Source organism: Roseovarius sp. B08, assembly GCF_051417955.1.
Lineage (GTDB): Bacteria > Pseudomonadota > Alphaproteobacteria > Rhodobacterales > Rhodobacteraceae > Roseovarius.
Genome location: NZ_JBPRLW010000001.1, coordinates 2594313 through 2612172, shown reverse-complemented (window position 1 = coordinate 2612172; position 17860 = coordinate 2594313). Strand labels below are relative to the sequence as shown.

Sequence of the window (17860 nt, the reverse complement as noted above, 5' to 3'; positions counted from 1 at the left end):
GGCTTACAACAGCCCGCGCGCCTGCGCCAGTGGATCAGTCGATTTCGCGCGGCGGCATCGGCAGGCCCTGTTCCCGGGCCTTGTCATAGGCGGTGCGGACCGCGCGGCGGAAGCGCGGCCCGGGGGTGGTGCGCATCACGTGCTGGGCCAGCCGGGCCGTGAGGTAGTGCCGGCCATCATCCTCGAGCCGGGCCACCACCGCCTTGAGGTAGGGCACGTCCTTGCGCCGCGCCCGGTAGAGCCGCGCGAGGCTGGCGGTGTCGAGCTTGTCCGCGCTGAGCTGGGCGATGAGGCGCAGCAGGATGTGCATGCGCATCAGCGCGCGGTCGAGGCGCGACCCCATGAAGCGCATCCGGTAGCGGAGGACGTTGCTGCGGGCAAAAAGCGCCGCGTGCATCGCGTCTTCCTCGACTTCGGGATCGTAGAGGATGACGGCGCGGTCGGCCGCATCCAGCATGTCGGGCGCGTAGCCGTAGCGGGTGGTGAAATCGAGCCGGCGGCGGCTGCGGAATCGCGTGTCCCATTCCGTCATGCGGGGATCGAGCGTGGCCTGGGGCTGGATGGCCAGGACGCGGGCGCCGGGCGCGGCCACCGAAAAGGCGGCGGCGGCATAGCCCGCGGGCCCCGCGCCGTAGAAGATCACCTGGTCGAATTCCTCGAAGAAGCCGTCGTCGACCAGCCGGTCGAAATAGCCGTAGACGCGGCCTTCGCGGAACCAGCTGTCGGTCTGGCTGGCGAGGCAGAGATGCGACCAGCCCAGGGCGCGGCAGAGCTGCCAGCCCAGGGGCTGGGCGTCGGACGAGGTCACGCGCAAAGCGGGAAAGGACTCGAAGGTGACCAGCAGGGTCGGCTTGTGCTCGATGAAGATGGCGGCATGCGCATCGCCCAGACGCTCGACATAGCCGTCGGCATCGGCGGTATCGTCCAGCTTGTCCAGCCAGTCCTCCCAGTCCAGCCCGGACAGGGATATATCCAGCGCCCCGGGATATTCTGCGCTCATGCTCGGACCTCAATGCTCGGGTTTGTCCCCGCTTTGCACGGGTGATTGGCGTACAAGCTATGAAGCAATATAGGCGAAAATTTGGAAAATTGATGGGGTTTCTGCGGGGTGGGGGCGTGGCGCGCCGGGCGTCGCGGGCCTTGACGGCGGACGGAAGCCGTGCAGGTTTGCAGCGCAAGGGGGGGCCGTGCATGACGGAACTGACTTCGATCGACGACGTGGAGGCGATGCTGGCCGGGCAGGACTATGTCTGCGGGCGCAGCCTTGCGACGGTGGTGTTCCTGGGCCTGAAGCTGGGCCGGCCGCTGTTCCTGGAGGGCGAGGCGGGCGTCGGCAAGACCGAGATCGCCAAGGCGCTGGCGGCGGGGTTGGGGCGCAGGTTGATCCGCCTGCAATGCTACGAGGGGCTGGACGCGTCGAGCGCGGTCTATGAATGGAACTTCGCCGAGCAGATGATTGCCATCCGGGCCGCCGAGGCCACGGGGGGCGTGGATCGCGAGCGGTTGACCGACGAGTTGTTCACCGAGGATTTCCTGATCGCGCGTCCGCTGTTGCAGGCGATGCGCCCGCAGGAAGGGGGCGCGCCGGTGCTGCTGATCGACGAGCTGGACCGCACCGATGCGCCGTTCGAGGCGTTCCTGCTGGAGGCGCTTAGCGATTTCCAGGTGACGATCCCGGAACTGGGCACGATTGCGGCGCCCGAGCCGCCCATCGTGGTGCTGACCTCGAACCGCACGCGCGAGGTGCATGATGCGCTGAAGCGGCGCTGTCTTTATCACTGGGTGGACTACCCCGGCTTCGATCGCGAGATCGAGATATTGCAGGCCCGCGCGCCCGAGGCCGCCGAGGCCCTCAGCCGCGAGGTGGTGGCGTTCGTCCAGAAACTGCGCACGGAAGACCTGTTCAAGAAACCCGGCGTGGCGGAGACGATCGACTGGGCCAAGTGCCTGCTGGCGCTGGACGTGATTTCGCTGAGCCCCGAGGTGATCGCCGACACGCTGGGCGCGATCCTGAAATACCAGGACGACATCCAGAAAATGCAGGGGTCCGAGGCCAAGCGTATCCTTGACGAAGCCAGGGCAGGGCTGGAGCCGGCATGAGTCTTCCTCTGGCCGGAAATATCCCGGGGGTTTGGGGGCTGGCCCCCAATCGGCCCTGTGTTTGGGGACTGGCCCCCAATAGAACACGTGTTTGGGGGCTGGCGCCCAATCCGGCATGTGTTGGGGGGCTGGTCCCCAACTGCGACGGCTGATGGAATACCCCGACCTCGACCTACCCGAGCACCCAAAGCTCGGCCACAACATCACCCATTTCGCCCGTGCCCTGCGCAAGGCCGGGGTGCCGGTGGGGCCGGGGCGGGTGATCGATGCCGTTCGCGCGGTCGAGGCGGCGGGGTTCACCTCGCGGTCGGATTTCTTCTACACGCTGCGCGCCTGTTTCGTGTCGCGGCCCGAGCATCGCGCGGTCTTTGCGCAGGTGTTCCGTCTTTACTGGCGCGACCCGCGCTACATGGAGCACATGATGGCGATGATGCTGCCCGCCATCCGCGGCGTGCAGGAAGACCGCAGCGCGCAGGCGGCCGAGAAACGCGCGGCCGAGGCGCTTTTGGACGGGATCGAGCCGGAGATGCCCGAGGCGGAAAGCCAAGACGCCGACGAGGAAACGCAGATCGATATCGATGCGTCCCTGACCATGAGCCGCGAGGAGCGGCTGCGGACCCTGGATTTCGAACAGATGAGCACCGCCGAGATCGCGCGGGCCAAGCGGATGCTGGCCAGGCTGCGCCTGCCGGTGAAGCCTTTCGCGTCCCGCCGGGGGATGCCTGCAACGACCGGCACGCGGATCGACGCGCGCAAGACGCTGCGCGCGGCCATGCGGCAGGGGGCGAGATGCGGCGCATCCACGTGCAAAAGCCGCGCCCGCGCTGGCCCAACCTGGTGGTGCTTTGCGATATTTCCGGCTCGATGAGCCAGTACAGCCGGATGGTCCTGCACTTCCTTCATGCCGTGGCGAACGAGAAAGGCGCGGGCTGGGCCGCCGTGCATGCGTTTACCTTCGGCACGCGGCTGACCAACATCACGCGCCATCTGGCGTCGCGTGACGTGGATGCCGCGCTGGCCGCGGCCGGCGCCGAGGCGCAGGACTGGGAAGGCGGCACGCGGATCGCGGCCTGCCTGCACGCGTTCAACCGCGACTGGTCGCGGCGGGTGACCGGGCAGGGCGCTGTCGTCCTGCTGATCACCGACGGGCTGGACCGCGACGACAGCCATGACCTGGGCCGCGAGATGCAGCGACTGCACCTGGCGTCGCGGCGCCTCATTTGGCTGAACCCGCTGTTGCGCTGGGACGGGTTCGCGCCGCGCGCCACCGGCATCCGGGCCATGCTGCCGCATGTGGACGCGTTTCGTGCCGGCCACTCCATCGCCACGCTGGAAGACCTCGCCGCCGCGATCAGCGCGCCGCAGGACACCGGCGAAAAGGCGCGGCTGATGGAACTTCTCTGACCCGTTCTTACCGGCAAGGTTCCGCCGAAGCTCTTTGCCCCGGTGCGGAACACTCCGCCGCGCCGGGCGTTAACACGTGACGCCGCGCGATTTCGCGGCAGACGTATTTAGGGAGAGAACCAGACATGCGCCGAACGACGTTGACATCCACGACGGCCGCGATCGCCCTTGCGATCGGCCAGACCGCCCCGCTGCCGCTCGCGGCACAAACCGCCGTGGGCGACATGCCCACCTGTTCGGGCGAGTCCCAGTTGCCTTGCGCTGTGCCGGGACTTGACGTGGTGGTCGAGAACGAGGTCGACCGCCAGACGCTCGCCATGTGCGGCCAGATCGAAACCAATGGCACGCAAGCCACTGAGGAATGCAGCGAGGCGCAGGTCGCCGAAGTCGTGGCGGACCTGTCGCCCATCGGCGATGCATCCGGCGCGACCACGCAGGCGCAGGATGTGGCGGAAGAGGCCAGCGACATGGCCGAAGGGACCATGCGCACCGCGCAGGCCGAGGTCGAGGAGGTCGAGCCCGAGGTAAATGCCGAAGCCGAAGCCCAGGCCGCCGCAGAGGCGGAAGCTGCCGAGCAACAGGCAGCCGAGGCCGAGGCGGAAGCACAGGCCGCCGCAGAGGCGGAAGCTGCCGAGCAACAGGCAGCCGAGGCCGAAGCCGAAGCGCAGGCCGCTGAACAGCAGGCGGCGGAAGCCGAAGCGCAAGCCGCGGCCGAAGCGGAGGCCCAGGCTGAACAGCAGGCGGCTGAAGAGCAGGCGGCTCAGGCAGAAGCGGAGGCAGCGGAAGCCGAGGCGGAAGCGGCCGATCAAGAGGCGGCTGAGGCCGAAGCGCAGGCTGCGGACGAGCAAGCCGCGGAAGCCGAAGTGCAGGCTGACGAAAGCGAGGCCGGCGGGCAGGAGCAGCAGGAAGCCGAGGCTTCTGCAGAAGCCGAAGCTGAAGCCGAAACCGATGCGACCGCGTCAGATACCGCCGATCAGGAGGTTGACGAACTGGAGCAGGCGCTGGAAGCCGAGCAGTCCGAAGCCGAGGCGACGACGGAGGCCGAAGCCGAAGCAGAGACGCAGGATGCGCCCGCGGACGCGGACACGGCCGAAACCGACGCGCCCGCCGATACGGCCGACAGCGAGACCGACGAACTGCAGCAGGCGCTAGAGGCCGAACAGGCCGAAACAGAAGCCGAAGCCGAGAGCACGGCAAATTTCGGGCAGAGCGACCAGTCGACGGGCGCCGAGGCCGAAGCCGAAAGCACGGCGAACTTCGGGCAAAACGGCGAGGCGACTGACGCCGAGGCCGAGGAGCAGACGGAGACGACTGCCGATCTGCCGGAGCCCCAGATCGACGAAGACCCCGAAGCGCAGGCCCAGGCCCAGGCCGAAGCCGCCGCGCAGGTCGAGGAGCAGGCTGCCGCGGCCGCTGCCGCCAACGAAGACGCCGAAGCGGTCAGCAGCGAAGAGGTCACCCTGACCGAAGAGAACACGCGCTCGTCCGACGAGGAGTTCGAAACCGAGGTCGGCGGCAACGCACAGACCGAGGCCAATACAGAGACGGCCCCGGCCGCAGGCACGCCGCGCACCAGCGACGACCGTGACGAGAACCTGCGCGACATCCTGACCGCCGCCGCGGCGATCGGGCTTGGTGCCTATGCCATCGGTCAGGTGACCGATGATGGCGGCACGGTCGTGGCGAACACCGGCGACCGCGTCGTGGTCGAGAACAACGGGCGGTACCGGATCATCAAGGACGACGACGCCCTGCTGCGCCGTCCCGGAAGCGACGTGCGGGTTCAGACCTTCGAGGACGGCTCGACCCGCAGCACGGTCACCGCAGAGGACGGCACTCAGACCGTGACTGTGCGCGCCGCCGACGGCCGTGTGCTGCGCCGGACCCAGATCTATCCCAACGGGGACCAGGTGGTGCTGTTCGACGACACGCGCCAGGTCGAGGCCGTGAACGTGCAGCAATTGCGCGACACCCGGGCGCAGGAATACGAGTATGCCAACGCGTCGGAAGACGAGTTGCGTACCGCCATCCTTGCCACGCGGAACGCGCCTGACACCCGCCGCTACTCGCTGAACCAGGTTCGGTTCGTGGACGCGGTGCGCCACCAGGTGCCGGTGATCGCGCTGGACACGGTGAACTTCGAGACCGGCAGCGCGGTGATCCGCCCGGAAGAGGCCAGGGATCTTTCGGTTCTGGGCAATGCCATGCGGGACGCGATTGCCGAAGATCCGCGGCAGGTGTTTTTGATCGAAGGTCATACCGATACGGTCGGCCCGGCCAGCATGAACCTTGCCCTGTCCGACCGCCGCGCGGAGTCGGTGGCGCTGGCGCTGACCGAGTATTTCGACGTGCCCCCGGCGAACATGATCGTGCAGGGCTACGGCGAATCCGACCTCAAGGTCCGCGAGGCCGGTGACATCCGGGCAAACCGCCGCGCGGCGGTTCGCAACATCACCAGCCTGCTGAACGAAAGCTGAGCGCGTCCCCGGGGGACCGACAGGGCCGCCCTCCGCATATCGCGGGGGGCGGCTTTTCCATGTGCGACGCCCAAGATTCTTCGTACGAAGAATCTTGGGCCGGCCCGGGCCGAAATTGCGTTTGTGAAAGCGGTGGGACGGGCCCATATTGGCGCCATGACGGACCGTTTCGACACCATCCCCGAAACCGCACTCGCCTGGTTCGAGGCCGGCAAGGGCGCTGCGCTGGCCACTGTGGTCGAGACGTGGGGCAGTGCGCCCCGGCGCGTGGGCAGCCAACTGGCCATTTCCGGTGAGGGCGAGATCGAAGGCTCGGTCTCGGGCGGCTGCGTCGAAGGCGCGGTGGTGGCCGAGGCGTTGGACGCCATCGAGGGCGGCAAGCCGGTGATGCTGGAATACGGCGTCAGCGACGGGGACGCCTTTGCCGTGGGGCTGGCCTGTGGCGGCACGATCCGGGTCTTGGTGGAGCCGGTAGGTTCGGTGATGCCGGTCGATATCCTGAAAGACCTTGTGTTGGCGCGCGAGGCGCGTGTGCCTGTGGCGTATATCACCGGCATGAAAGCCGAGCGCAGGCTGGAGCGCGAGGGTCATGCCGAGCGTTTCCGCGCTGATCGCTCGGGGTTCGAGGAAGACGGCACGACCTTTGTCGCGATCCACAACCCGCCCTTGCGGATGATCATCGTCGGCGCAGTGCATATCGCCCAGGCGCTGGTGCCGATGGCGCGGGTGGCTGGGTACGACCCGCTGTTGATCGATCCGCGCGAAAGCTTTGGCAGCGAGGCGCGGTTTCCCGGAGAGACGATTCTGCACGACTGGCCCGACGAGGCGGTTGCAGCCTACGGGCTGGACAGCCGCACGGCCTTGGTACTGCTGACCCATGACCCCAAGCTGGACGATCCGGCGCTGGAGGCGGCGCTGGCGTCGGAAGTTTTCTATATCGGGGCGCTGGGCTCGATCCGGACCCATGCGAGCCGCGTGGCGCGGCTGGAGGAGAAGGGGTTCGGCGCCGATCAGATCGCGCGCATTCACGGGCCCGTGGGGCTGGATATCGGCGCGGCGGGACCGTCGGAGATCGCCGTGGCGATCCTCGCGGAAGTGACGCAAGTGCTCAGGAAAGGCGGATGAAGTTCGGGCCGGTCGCGCTGGCGGAGGCGGAGGGCGCGATCCTGGCGCATAGCGAGCACCTGCCGGACGGTCGGCTGCGCAAGGGGCAGGTTCTGGCGGAGGCGGATATCGCGCGGCTGCGTGCGGCGGGGTTTGCCGAGGTCGTCGTCGCCATGCTGGAACCGGAGGACCTGCACGAGGATGCCGCCGCCGCGCGGCTGGCCGAGGCGGTGCTGGACGGGGCTGCGGGCCTGTCGCTGAGCCGTGCGTTCACCGGGCGCGTCAACCTGGTGGCGGAGGCGCCCGGCGTGGTGGCGGTGGACGCGGGCAAGGTCGCGGCGGCCAACATGCTGGACCCGATGATTACGCTCGCCACTGTCGCGCCGTGGTTCCAGACGCATCCCGGCGGCATGGTGGCGACGGTCAAGATCATCTCTTACGGGGTGGCGGCAGAGGCGCTGGACCGCGCGGCGGAGGCCGCGCGCGGTGCGATCCGTCTGCACCGGCCGCAGTTCGGGACCGCCAGCCTGATCGTCAGCGACACGGCCGATGGTCCCGGCCTGCGCGGGGTGGAGGCGATCCGCACGCGGCTGGCGAGCCTGGGGATGCGGCTGCGCCAGACGCTGAGTTGCCCGCACGAGACGCCCGCGCTGGCCGAGGCGATCTCGGCGGCGACCGGAAAGGTGGTTCTGATCCTGACCGGATCGGCCACGTCGGACCTGCGCGACACCGGCCCCGAGGCCCTGCGGCGGGCCGGCGGGCGGGTCGAGCGGTTCGGGGTGCCGGTCGATCCCGGCAACCTGCTGTTCCTGGGGCGGCTTGAGAGCGCCCGGTGATCGGCCTGCCCAACAGCGCGCGTTCGCCGGTTCTGCACGGGGCGGACTGGGTGCTGGCGCGGGTGGCCTGCGGGGTGCCGATCGGCGCGGCAGACTTTGCGGCGATGGGCGTAGGGGGCCTGCTGAAGGAGATCCCCACGCGCCCGCAGCCGCGACAGCGCAAACAGACCGGTTAGTTGCGCCGGGCAGGGGGCAGGCGCCCGCCCGGCGTCTGGTTTCAGGCGTCCAGCTGCGACAGCTTTTCGAGGATGCCGGTCCAGCCCCAGCGATGGCCTTCGCGCTGATCCTCGCTGACGAAGCGGACCTGCGTGAGCTGCACGCGCGTGCCGCCGGAGCCGGGGGTGAAGGTGATCGTCACCTCGCTGTCGTCGCGTGAGGCATGACTTTCCCACGTAAAGACCAACCGGTTGGGCCGGTCGATAACCCTGTAGGTGCCGGTGTGGGGCAGGTCCTTGTCGCCGTTGCGCATGATGATCTCGAACCGCCCGCCCTCGACCGCGTCCGAGGACGCGCTGGGCACGATGGTTTCGCCGGGGCAGATGAAGCGTTTCATGGTGTCGGGGTCGAGCCAGGCGTCGAACAGGCGCTCGGGCGTGGCGTCGATCACGCGTTCGACGGTGAGCGTGAGGTCTTTTTCGGTGACAGTCATGGGGCGGTCTCCTGTGTGAGCAGATGGTCGAGCGCCTCCAGCCGGAGGGCCCAGATCGAACGCAAGTCGCGGAACCAGCGGTCGACATGGGCCAGTTCCTCGACCCGCAATTCGATCATGTGCTCGCGCCATTCGGTGCGGCGCGTGACCAGCCCCGCGCCTTCGAGCACCTTGATGTGCTTGGAGACGGAATTGAGGCTCATGTCGAAATGCGCGGCGATGTCGGTCACCCGGAGCGGTCCCTGCTGCGCCAGGAGCGTCAGGATGGACCGGCGGGTGGGGTCGCCTGCGGCCTTGAAAATATCGGTCAGTCGGTGCTGTGATTTTTGTTCAACCATAAGGGTGAATAACACGGCGCCGGCGGTCAATCAACCAAATAGGTGAATGATAGAGCGCGTCTGCGGCGGGCCGGGTCGATCCGCGAGCGCGGGAACCGCGCGCCGGCAGGACGCGCGCAAGTACGACGAAGGCAGGGGGCGGCGCGACAGAAAGTGCCTTCTCAAGCGTGGGGCGGCGTGTTTAACTCCGGGCAGCCAATTAGAAAAGCCAATGGGAGGAGCCGATGGCACAGGTCAAGATGACCGTGAACGGCAAGCCTGCGTCCGGCGAGGTGGAAGGACGCACGCTTCTTGTCGATTTTATCCGTGATACGCTGGGCCTGACCGGCACGCATGTGGGCTGTGACACCAGCCAGTGCGGCGCCTGCGTGGTGCATGTGGACGGCAAGGCGGTGAAGGCCTGCTCGATGTTCGCGGCCGAGGCCGAGGGCACGGAGGTGACCACGATCGAGGGAATGGCCGCGGAGGACGGCACCATGACCCCGGTCCAGCAGGCGTTCCAGGAGTTCCACGGGCTGCAATGCGGGTTCTGCACGCCGGGCATGGTGATGTCGGCGGAGGCCCTGCTGAAGGACAACCCGACGCCGACCGAGGCAGAGGTACGAGAGTATCTGAAGGGCAATATCTGCCGCTGCACCGGGTATCACAATATCGTCAAGGCGATCCTGGCGGCGTCGGGACAGGATGTCAGCAAAATCGCGGCGGAGTAGGCGCGGATGCTGACCAGCCCCCCCAAGCTGCGCACCTGCCTTTGGTTTCACGACCGCGCCAGGGAGGCGGCCGAGCTTTACGTGACCCTGCTGCCCGACAGCCGGATTGACGAGGCCAGCGAGGTCGATGCTGATGTGGTCGTGGTGGAATTGACCCTCGCGAATGTGCCTTATCAGTTCTTGCAGGCGGGACCGCATTTCACCCTGACGCCTGCCGCGTCGATCAGTGTTCTGACCGAGGATCAGGCAGAGACCGACCGCCTTTGGCACAAGCTGAGCGACGGGGGCGAGGAAGGGATGTGCGGCTGGCTGACGGACCGGTTCGGCGTCAGCTGGCAGATCGTGCCGCGCCGGTTGCTGGAGTTGCAGGGCGGCCCCGGTGCCGAGGCGGTGCGGGCGGCCATGTTCAAGATGAAGAAGATCGAGATTGCGGCCCTGGAAGAAGCCGCGGCCTAAACAACAGGATCGGGCCAGTGCGCCCGCCAATATGGGAGGACTAACACATGCCCAAAGATGGTGGCATCGGCGCCAGTTCCAAGCGGCGCGAGGACGTACGGTTCCTGACGGGGGCCGGCAATTATACCGACGACATCAACCTGCGCGGACAGGCCTATGTGTATTTCCTGCGCTCGGACGTCGCACACGGCACGCTGGACAACGTGGACACCAGCGCCGCCGAGGGCATGCCCGGGGTGCTCAAGGTTTTCACCGGCGCGGATTTCGCCGAGGTGGGGGGCATTCCCTGCGGCTGGCAGGTGACCGACCGGCACGGGCAGCCCATGCAGGAGCCGCCGCACCCGGTGCTGGCGCAGGGCAAGGTGCGGCATGTCGGCGATCCCATCGCCGCCGTGGTGGCGGAGACGCGCGACCAGGCGCGCGACGCCGCCGAGGCGATCGAGGTGGACATCACCGACCTGCCCGCCGTCATGGACATGAAGGAGGCGCTGAAGGACGGGGCCACCAAGGTGCATGACGACCTGACCGACAACCTCTGCTACGACTGGGGGTTCGTCGAGGAGAACAAGGACGCGGTCGAGGAGGCGATCAAGAACGCCGCGCATGTCACGACGCTGGAACTGGTGAACAACCGGCTGGTGCCGAACGCGATGGAGCCGCGCGTGGCCGTGGGCGATTACAGCCGCGCGACCGACGACAGCACGCTTTATACCACGTCGCAGAACCCGCACGTGATCCGCCTGCTGATGGGCGCCTTCGTGCTGGGCATTCCCGAGCACAAGCTGCGGGTGGTGGCGCCGGACGTGGGCGGCGGTTTCGGGTCGAAGATCTATCACTATGCCGAGGAAGCCTTCTGCACCTTTGCCGCGAAAAAGCTGAATCGGCCTGTGAAGTGGACCTGCTCGCGCTCGGAGGCGTTCATCAGTGACGCCCATGGCCGGGATCACGTGACCAAGATCGAACTGGCGCTGGATGCGGACAACAACTTTACCGCTGTACGCACGGAAACCTATGCCAACATGGGGGCGTATCTGTCGACCTTCGCGCCGAGCATCCCCACGTGGCTGCACGGCACGCTGATGGCGGGCAACTACAAGACGCCCAATATCTACGTGAACGTGAAGGCGGTCTTTACCAACACCGTGCCGGTCGATGCCTATCGCGGGGCCGGGCGGCCCGAGGCGACGTACCAGCTGGAGCGCGTCATCGACAAGGCGGCGCGGGAGTTGGGCGTGGACCCGATCGAGCTACGGCGGCAGAACTTCATCACCGAGTTCCCCTATGCCACGCCGGTGGCCGTGGAATACGACACGGGCGATTACAACGCCACGATGGACAAGCTGCTGGAGATCATCGACAAGGACGGTTTCCAAAAGCGGCTGGAAGAGAGCAAGGCGAAGGGCAAGCTGCGCGGGCTTGGCATCAACTGCTATATCGAGGCTTGCGGCATCGCGCCGTCGAACCTAGTGGGTCAGTTGGGCGCGCGTGCCGGTTTGTATGAATCGGCCACCGTGCGGGTGAATGCGACCGGCGGGATCACCGTCATGACCGGCAGCCACAGCCACGGACAGGGGCACGAGACCTCGTTTGCCCAGGTGGTGGCCGACATGATCGGGATCGACGAGAGCATGATCGAGATCGAGCATGGGGATACGGCCAATACGCCGATGGGCATGGGCACCTACGGGTCGCGCTCCATCGCCGTGGGCGGCAGTGCCATGGTCAAGGCCACGGAAAAGATCATCGCCAAGGCCCGCAAGATCGCGGCGCACCTGATGGAGGCCTCGGAGGCCGATATCGAGCTGAAGGACGGCCAGTTTACCGTCGCGGGCACCGACAAATCGGTGGCCTGGGGCGACGTGACGTTGGCGGCCTACGTGCCGCACAACTATCCGCTGGAGGAGATCGAGCCGGGACTGGAGGAGACCGCGTTCTACGATCCGGCAAATTTCACCTATCCCTCGGGCGCCTATGCCTGCGAGGTCGAGGTCGACCCCGAGACCGGCAAGGTCACCATCGAGAGCTTTGCCGCCGCGGACGATTTCGGCAATGTCATCAACCCGATGATCGTGTCGGGCCAGGTGCATGGCGGGCTGGCGCAGGGGATCGGGCAGGCGCTCTTGGAGCAGACCTCCTACGATGCCGACGGTCAGCTGCTGAGCGCGTCTTACATGGACTACGCCATGCCGCGCGCCGATGACGTGCCGTTCTACGATGTCGACCATTCGTGCCAGACGCCCTGCACGCACAACCCGCTGGGGGTGAAGGGCTGTGGCGAGGCCGGGGCGATCGGCAGCCCGCCATCGGTGGTCAACGCCGTGGTGGATGCGCTACAACGCGCGGGTCATGACGTGACGCATATCGACATGCCGCTGACGCCCTCGCGCGTCTGGGCCGCGATGCAAGGGTAAGGAGAGAGACAATGTACGCATTCGAAATCGAACGCCCGAGCACTGTGGCCGACGCGGTCGCGCTGCTCAAACAAAGCGACGAGAACCAGGCGCTGGGGGGCGGGCAGACCCTGATCCCCACGCTGAAGCAACGGCTGGCGGCACCCGAGGTGCTGGTCTGCCTGAGCGGGATCGACGAGATCAAGGGCGTCTGCACGGACGACGAGGGCCGCATCTGCATCGGCGGGGGCACGACCCACGGCGATGTGGCGGCGGGATCGGGCGCCTATCCGGCGCTGGTCTGGCTGGCACAGAATATCGGCGACCCGGCGGTGCGCAACCGGGGCACCATCGGCGGGAGCCTGGCCAACAACGACCCCTCGGCGTGCTATCCGGCGGCGGTGCTGGCCTCGGGCGCGACCGTGGTGACGAACGAGCGCGAGATCGCGGCAGATGATTTCTTCGAGGGCATGTTTGCGACCGCGCTGAACGACGGCGAGATCATCACCGAGGTGAAATTCCCGGTGCCGGAGAAGGCGAACTACCAGAAGTTCGAACAGCCCGCCTCGCGCTTTGCGCTGGTGGGTGTCTTCGTGGCGAAGTTCGCCGACGGGGTGCGCGTGGCGGTCACCGGCGCGTCCGAAGAGGGCGTGTTCCGTTGGACGGAAGCCGAGGAGGCGCTGAGCGGCAATTTCTCGGCCTCGGCGCTGGAGGGGCTGTCGGTGCCGGCGGACGGGATGATCTCGGACCTGCATGGCTCCGGCGCTTATCGTGCGCATCTGGTGGGCGTGCTGACCCGGCGGGCGGTGGAGGCCGCCTGAGGCCAGAGCGGCTCGAGAACTGCGAAACCCGGCCCTTCGAGGCCGGGCTTCGCCTTGAGCAGCCCATTTTTTGCGTAAAAAATGGACTGGAAAATGCGCATTTTCCAAGGCGGAAATTACGTAAATTCCGGGCCGGAAAATTGCAATTTTCCGATCCGATTTCTTGCAAGAAATCGGTCGGGGCGTTGATCATGACGCGGCAATTGGGAGGCTTGCAGCGCGGTGCGGCCCGCCTTGTGGATAAGTGTCACATGCCCGTCACGGAATCGCGCTACCCAAACCGCAAGATGTACCGCCATATCCGGCGCTTGCCAGAGACGAAACACGATATATAGTGAACACAACAACAGGGGCGGCTGCCACGCCCCGCACCAGAGCATGAGGCGATACGAGCGGGGGTAAGTAAGGTCATGGATGCAGATTTCAGAACGGAATTCGTAAGGGCGCCCTCGGCGCTGAAACATCATCCGGCGCTGGTTCTGAACGCCGACTATCGCCCGCTGTCCTATTACCCGCTGTCGCTCTGGCCCTGGCAGGATGCGGTAAAGGCGGTGTTCCTCGACCGGGTGGATATCGTGGCCGAGTACGAAGACACGGTGCGAAGTCCCTCGACCGAGATCAGGATACCGTCGGTCATCGTCCTCAAGGATTATGTCAAACCTCAAAAGCGCGTGGCCTTCACGCGCTTTAATTTGTTTTTGAGGGACGAATTCCGCTGCCAGTATTGCGGATCGAAGGGCGACCTGACCTTCGACCACGTGGTGCCGCGCGCCAAGGGCGGGATCACGTCCTGGGAGAACGTGGTGGCGGCGTGCAGCCCGTGCAACCTGCGCAAGGGGTCCAAGAGCCTGCGGCGCTCGGGGCTGAGCCTGCGCAAGCCGCCGCGCGCGCCGGCCGCGGAACAGCTGCGCAATCTCGGGCGGAAGTTTCCGCCCAACCACCTGCATGAAAGCTGGATCGACTTCCTTTACTGGGATGCCGAGCTGGAGGCCTAGGGCGATTTTGTAAAAGATTGACCTCAGACCGATCTGCGTGTTGGCTTTGCCGGGCAAACGCGCGGGAGGGTGGGATGCGTCTGGGAATATTTCAATGCGATGCGGGCGGTCTGTCGACCAGTGCCCGGCTGCGCGCGCTGGAGCTGCGGCTGGCCGAGCGTGAGGTCGACCTGATGGTCTGCCCCGAACTTTTCGCCTCGGGCTATATGGGCGCGGATCACGCGGCGCTGGCCGAACCGGCCACGGGGCCGTTTTTCCAGGACGTGGCCGAAATGGCGAAGCGGCACGAAACGGCCGTCTGCTATGGCTATCCGGAAGCGGCGGATGGCGTGATCTACAATGCCGCGCGGCTGGTGGGAGCGGATGGCGCGGCGCTGGCCAACCACCGCAAGCGGTTGCCTTCGCCGGGGAGTTTCGAGGACGAGAGTTTCGCCAATGGCGATACGCTTACGCTGGTGGATCATGGCGGGATGCGCATCGCGATCATCATCTGCTACGAAGTCGAACTGCCGGAAAGCCTGCGGGCGGCGGCGTTGCACGGGGCGGAGCTGGCGCTGGTGCCGACGGCGCTGGTCGATGAGTGGGGCCTGGTGGCCGAGAAACTGGTGCCGACGCGGGCCTTCGAGAACGGGCTGTGGCTGGCCTATGCCAATCACGCGGGCGAGGAGGGCGGCGCGCGCTATCTCGGCGGCAGCCGGATCGTGGCTCCGGACGGGGTGGAAGAGGCCGTGGCGGGCGCGGAGGAGACGGTGATTGCCGCCGATGCCGATGCCGAACGTGTGGCGGCGGCGCGGGGTCGGCTGCCGTTCCTGCGCGATGCGGTCAGATTGTGAAGCGCTGACATGACCGGTCCATTTGGACCAGACGCCGAGAACATTGGATGAAACAGGCCGGGCAGGGGCCCGGCCCGTCATTTATGGCTCAGGCCGCGGCGCGGTTGCGGCGGCGTTGGCGGCGGGGTTTGCCCGCGCCCTGGTTCTGACCACCGGCGTTCGCGTGGGCTTGTCCATTGCCGCCCTGCGAAGGCTTGCGGCGGCGGCGGTTCGGGCCGCCGTTGCGCTTTTTCGGGCCTTGATTCTGCTCGTTGACCGGGGCGGTGCCACTGGCGACGGGAACGGTAATCTTCATCACCTTCTCGATGTCGCGCAAAAGGTCCGCTTCTTCAGGGGCGCAGAGCGAGATGGCCTCGCCTTCGCGGCCCGCCCGCGCGGTGCGGCCGATGCGGTGGACGTAGTTGTCGGCCACTTCGGGCAGATCGTAGTTGACCACGTAGGCGACGCCCGGAATGTCGATGCCGCGTGCGGCCACATCCGTGGCGACGAGGATGTTGGTGGTGCCATCGCGGAACGCCTTCAATGCGCGGTCACGCTGGCCCTGGCTTTTGTTGCCGTGGATCGAGGCGGCGTTGAAGCCATCGGCCACCAGCCCCTTCATCAGCCGTTCCGCGCCGTGCTTGGTGCGGGAGAAGACGAGGGTCAGCGCGTGCGGATCATCGGCCAGGATCTCGCGCAGCTTGGACGACTTGTCGTTCTTGGCGACGTGGTGCACCGATTGTGTGATCTTGTCGGCGGCCTTGCCCGGGGGCGAGACCTGCACCCGGCGCGGGTTGGTGAGGTAGGCGGCGGAGATCTCTTCCATCTGCTTGGGCATGGTGGCCGAGAACAGCATGGTCTGGCGCGGGCTGCCCAGGTGCGGCGCGATCTTGCGCAGGGCGTGGATGAAGCCCATGTCGAGCATCTGGTCGGCCTCGTCGAGCACCAGGTGGCGCGCGGTGGACAAATCGAGCGCGCGGCGTTCCATCAGGTCGATCAACCGGCCTGGCGTGGCGACGAGTATGTCGGTGCCGCGCGACAGAAGGCTGATCTGCTTGCCGATGGACTGCCCGCCGACGACGGTGACGACGCGCAGCTTGGTGCCTTTGGTCAGGCCGCGCAGCGACTCGGCGATCTGGTTCACCAGTTCGCGGGTGGGGGCGAGAATGAGGGCCTTGACGGTTTTCTCGGCGGGCTTGCCGGGCATGTCCAGCAGGTGCTGGATGAGCGGGAGGCCGAAGGCCAGCGTCTTGCCGGTGCCGGTTTGGGCGAGGCCCATGACATCGTGACCTTCCAGCGCCAGCGGAATGGCCTTGTTCTGGATGGGCGTCGGTTCTGTCAGACCGGCGGTCTTGAGGGCGGTATTGAGTTCGGGCGCGAGGCCCAGCATGTCGAAATCGTACAAGTCGTATCCTTTGCGGGCCACAAGGCGGACTGCCCACGGCCAATGGGGGAGGCCCGCACGGGATGCGCGAACCAAGAGGGTTGGGCGGCGGCCTTAAGACGGGGCGGGCGTATCCCGCGCCACCTGGCGCCGCATCAGAAACCCTGCGTGATGGGGGAACTGGAAAAATCGGGCTGGTTGCTGGTTCGGGCGGCTGGCCCGGCTCACGCGCAATCGCAGCGATAGGCGACAGATGGGGGATTGCGGGGTAAGTGTCAAGGGATAGTTGGGTCTCGCGCCCCATCGCCCGAAGCCGTGCACCGCAGGACCGGCAGTCTCCCCGGAAGTTGCAGTTTTAGCAGTGAGAAAACCTTTGACCCTGACGTTAGTGTCAGGGCGCTAAGCGTGGCTTTCATGCAATTCGAGAGATTCGCACACAGGAGATCATGCGACATGACGGAAAGAACCACGGAGGCACTGCGCGCCAAGGTCCAGGACCTTATGAAATACGGCACCAGCGCAAACATGGAAGAGTTGGACAAGATCTATCACGAAGATATCGTCGTGATGGATCTGAGCATCGACGGGCGGCTTGTCACTTTGCAGAAACAGGAGTTCATGGCCATGCTGAAGGACGCGTTCAAAGACAAGATCCCGGAAGATCACATGTGGTCGAGAATTCACAGCGTGACAGTGGATGGTGATCGCGGCCATGTCCTTATATCCCGAAAGATCCCGGTGGGAGGACCCAGCATGCACATCGAACTCAGCATCGATTTCATCTTTGAAGACGGACGCTGGCAGGTGATCCGCGAAGTCAACTTCAGCCGCCCGGACGCAGAGACGGCCTGATGCCCGGTGGGCCGGGTGGATGCGATCATCCATCCGGCCCAAACTTGAACGACGCCGGCATGGTTTCCATCTGTGTCGGGCCAGACGGAGGATGCAACATGCAGGCGAAGGAAGCAGCGGAACGGCTGGGGCTCACGCAGCGCATGTTGCGCCATTACGAGAAGGAAGGCCTGCTGGAGGTTGGCCGCGCCGTCAACGGGTATCGCAGGTATACCGACGCCGATTTACGGCGCGCAGGCCGCATCCGCGATTTCATAGCCACGGGATTCTCGACGCGCGAAATCCGCGCGATGAGTGCCTGCCTGTCCGACGATGGTGCCGGGCCATGTGCCGGCGGCATAGAGAAATTGACCGAGAAGCTTGAACATATCGACCGACTTGGATCCGAGCTTGAAGAAAAGCGCAAAGCTATTCTGGAAAGGCTCGACGCCCTGAGAAAGGCCCTGCCGTAGGCGCTCGGTCCGATGTTGGTCGCGCACAAGCCACCTCGATGCGGCTTGGATCCATGAGCGTCACAACAAAAAGGCGCCGC

Annotated in this window: 15 protein-coding genes and 2 pseudogenes; 13 read left to right on the top strand and 4 right to left on the bottom strand. The window is 66.2% G+C overall.

Annotated features, from left to right (window positions below; translation table 11 throughout):
• Positions 1–34 precede the first annotated feature (34 nt).
• Complete coding sequence (locus tag ACSQ76_RS13185) at positions 35–1000, bottom strand: phosphoadenosine phosphosulfate reductase (protein WP_437156941.1); 966 nt, start codon at positions 998–1000, stop codon at positions 35–37.
• A gap of 191 nt (positions 1001–1191) precedes the next feature.
• On the opposite strand from ACSQ76_RS13185, the gene ACSQ76_RS13180 reads away from it, so the two are divergent.
• The 5 genes and pseudogenes from ACSQ76_RS13180 to ACSQ76_RS13160 all read left to right on the top strand — a co-directional run bounded on the left by ACSQ76_RS13180 (position 1192) and on the right by ACSQ76_RS13160 (position 8097).
• Positions 1192–2100: an AAA family ATPase gene (locus ACSQ76_RS13180; protein ID WP_437156940.1), complete on the top strand. Its 909-nt coding sequence runs from the start codon at positions 1192–1194 to the stop codon at positions 2098–2100.
• 151 nt (positions 2101–2251) lie between these two features.
• Positions 2252–3504, top strand: a pseudogene (locus ACSQ76_RS13175) (vWA domain-containing protein).
• Positions 3505–3629: 125 nt separating this feature from the next.
• Positions 3630–5981 (top strand): OmpA family protein, encoded by a 2352-nt coding sequence (locus ACSQ76_RS13170; RefSeq protein ID WP_437156939.1) that lies wholly within the window; start codon positions 3630–3632, stop codon positions 5979–5981.
• A 156-nt stretch (positions 5982–6137) separates the two neighbouring features.
• Entirely contained in the window at positions 6138–7106 is a 969-nt protein-coding gene (locus ACSQ76_RS13165; RefSeq protein ID WP_437156938.1) for an XdhC family protein, read from the top strand.
• Positions 7103–8097, top strand: a pseudogene (locus tag ACSQ76_RS13160) (molybdopterin-binding protein). The gene ACSQ76_RS13165 and the pseudogene ACSQ76_RS13160 overlap by 4 nt, the downstream one beginning before the upstream one ends.
• 41 nt (positions 8098–8138) lie before the next feature.
• Here the strand turns inward: ACSQ76_RS13160 and ACSQ76_RS13155 are convergent.
• On the bottom strand, positions 8139–8570 hold the full coding sequence (locus tag ACSQ76_RS13155; RefSeq protein WP_437156937.1) for an SRPBCC family protein: 432 nt from the start codon (positions 8568–8570) through the stop codon (positions 8139–8141).
• Positions 8567–8908, bottom strand: coding sequence for an ArsR/SmtB family transcription factor (locus ACSQ76_RS13150; protein ID WP_437158204.1), 342 nt, complete (start codon positions 8906–8908; stop codon positions 8567–8569). Before ACSQ76_RS13150 ends, ACSQ76_RS13155 begins: the two co-directional genes overlap by 4 nt.
• Positions 8909–9132: 224 nt before the next feature.
• Between ACSQ76_RS13150 and ACSQ76_RS13145 the strand changes: the two genes are divergently transcribed.
• From ACSQ76_RS13145 to ACSQ76_RS13120, 6 genes are all read left to right on the top strand, one after another.
• Positions 9133–9618, top strand: a complete 486-nt coding sequence (locus ACSQ76_RS13145; RefSeq protein ID WP_437156936.1) for a (2Fe-2S)-binding protein — start codon at positions 9133–9135, stop codon at positions 9616–9618.
• A 6-nt stretch (positions 9619–9624) separates the two neighbouring features.
• Positions 9625–10074 carry a VOC family protein gene (locus tag ACSQ76_RS13140; RefSeq protein ID WP_437156935.1) on the top strand — a complete coding sequence of 150 codons (450 nt, stop codon included), beginning with the start codon at positions 9625–9627 and terminating at the stop codon, positions 10072–10074.
• A gap of 47 nt (positions 10075–10121) precedes the next feature.
• Positions 10122–12485, top strand: coding sequence for a xanthine dehydrogenase family protein molybdopterin-binding subunit (locus tag ACSQ76_RS13135; protein ID WP_437156934.1), 2364 nt, complete (start codon positions 10122–10124; stop codon positions 12483–12485).
• Positions 12486–12496: 11 nt separating this feature from the next.
• Positions 12497–13285: an FAD binding domain-containing protein gene (locus ACSQ76_RS13130; protein WP_437156933.1), complete on the top strand. Its 789-nt coding sequence runs from the start codon at positions 12497–12499 to the stop codon at positions 13283–13285.
• A gap of 410 nt (positions 13286–13695) precedes the next feature.
• The gene (locus ACSQ76_RS13125) at positions 13696–14280 is read left to right on the top strand and encodes an HNH endonuclease (RefSeq protein WP_306128872.1); all 585 of its coding nucleotides are present in this window, start codon (positions 13696–13698) and stop codon (positions 14278–14280) included.
• A 74-nt stretch (positions 14281–14354) separates the two neighbouring features.
• On the top strand, positions 14355–15113 hold the full coding sequence (locus ACSQ76_RS13120; protein ID WP_437156932.1) for a nitrilase-related carbon-nitrogen hydrolase: 759 nt from the start codon (positions 14355–14357) through the stop codon (positions 15111–15113).
• A gap of 88 nt (positions 15114–15201) precedes the next feature.
• Here the strand turns inward: ACSQ76_RS13120 and ACSQ76_RS13115 are convergent, their stop codons facing one another.
• Positions 15202–16497: a DEAD/DEAH box helicase gene (locus tag ACSQ76_RS13115; protein WP_437156931.1), complete on the bottom strand. Its 1296-nt coding sequence runs from the start codon at positions 16495–16497 to the stop codon at positions 15202–15204.
• A 432-nt stretch (positions 16498–16929) separates the two neighbouring features.
• Here ACSQ76_RS13115 and ACSQ76_RS13110 point away from each other — a divergent pair, with 432 nt between their 5' ends.
• Together ACSQ76_RS13110 and ACSQ76_RS13105 are read left to right on the top strand one after the other, a co-directional pair.
• Positions 16930–17328 (top strand): nuclear transport factor 2 family protein, encoded by a 399-nt coding sequence (locus ACSQ76_RS13110; RefSeq protein ID WP_306128875.1) that lies wholly within the window; start codon positions 16930–16932, stop codon positions 17326–17328.
• 98 nt (positions 17329–17426) lie between these two features.
• Entirely contained in the window at positions 17427–17780 is a 354-nt protein-coding gene (locus tag ACSQ76_RS13105; protein ID WP_437156930.1) for a MerR family transcriptional regulator, read from the top strand.
• Positions 17781–17860 lie beyond the last annotated feature (80 nt).